General features: G+C 65.7%; 1 protein-coding gene. It reads left to right on the top strand.

Going from position 1 to position 1,145, the window contains the following annotated elements; genetic code table 11:
* Positions 1-196: 196 nt before the first annotated feature.
* Positions 197-1,132, top strand: coding sequence for an IS110 family RNA-guided transposase (locus H7F49_RS19240; protein ID WP_185685157.1), 936 nt, complete (start codon positions 197-199; stop codon positions 1,130-1,132).
* Positions 1,133-1,145 lie beyond the last annotated feature (13 nt).

Genomic DNA, 1,145 nt, shown 5'->3' with positions numbered 1-1,145 from the left:
TCCCCCTTGTATCTTGAAAGTGGTGCATGATGCGATTGCGGGAGGCTCCGCTAGCGGAGCCTCCCGCCCGTTCGCGAGCCCGCGTCCCCCTTGGTCGTAGCAGCCCGCTGGGGAGCTTGGGCCCGGACGGATCTTTGTCAGCCCGCACGGTTGCACGGGGCCAAGACCCCGCACACGCAAGGATGGGAACCAAGATATGGCACAGCAGGATGGATTTGTCGGCATCGATGTGAGTAAGTCCCGGCTCGATGCCTGTTCCTTGTCTGACGGCGAGGCACGCGTCTTTGCCAACGACCGGGATGGGCTGCGCCAGCTGGTGCGCTGGCTGCGGGGCCTCAAGCCGCAGGCGGTCGGCTTCGAGGCATCGGGCGGTTACGAGCGGCCACTGCTGGCGGCGCTGTGCGCGGCGAACCTGCCTGCGCGCCGTGTCAATCCGGCGCGCCTGCGCCAGTTTGCTCGCGCCGCCGGCGTACTCGCCAAGAACGATCGTATCGATGCGATGATGATCGCCCGGTTCTGTGCGGCTTTACCCCAGCGCGAGACACGCCATGACCCCGCGCTGGCCACCCTCGCCGAACTCGTCACGGCACGGCGGCAGCTGTGTGAGGAACGGACCCGCTGCGCCAATCAGGCCGGGCAGACCCGCATTGCCATGCTTGGGCGCATCGCCGCCCAACGCGGCAAGCGCCTGTCCGCTGAAATTGCGCTGGTCGAGGCCGAGATCGCCAAACTCCTCGCAAGCCATCCCGAACTGGCCGAGCGCCAGGCCATCATCCAATCCGTCCCCGGCATCGGTGCGGTCACCGCCGCCACCCTCATCGCCTTCATGCCCGAACTCGGAACCCTGTCCGCAAGACAGGCCGCTGCCCTCATCGGCGTCGCCCCCTTCGACTGCGAAAGCGGCGCCTTCAAGGGCAAGCGAAGGATCGCCGGCGGGCGCAAACCACCCCGCGATGCCCTCTATATGGCCGCGCTCGTCGCCAGCAGGAAAAACAAACCTATGGTCCAGGTCTACCAGGCCATGAAAACCGCAGGAAAACCCCCAAAGGTCGCTCTCGTCGCCATCATGCGAAAACTCATCACAGCCCTCAACGCCATGATCCGCAACAAGCAGAAATGGGCTCTCGCCTAGACGGTTGCTCCCC

The sequence above is a fragment of the Novosphingobium aerophilum genome (genome assembly GCF_014230305.1).
Classification (GTDB): Bacteria; Pseudomonadota; Alphaproteobacteria; order Sphingomonadales; family Sphingomonadaceae; genus Novosphingobium; species Novosphingobium aerophilum.
This window is presented reverse-complemented; position numbering and strand designations above follow the sequence as displayed.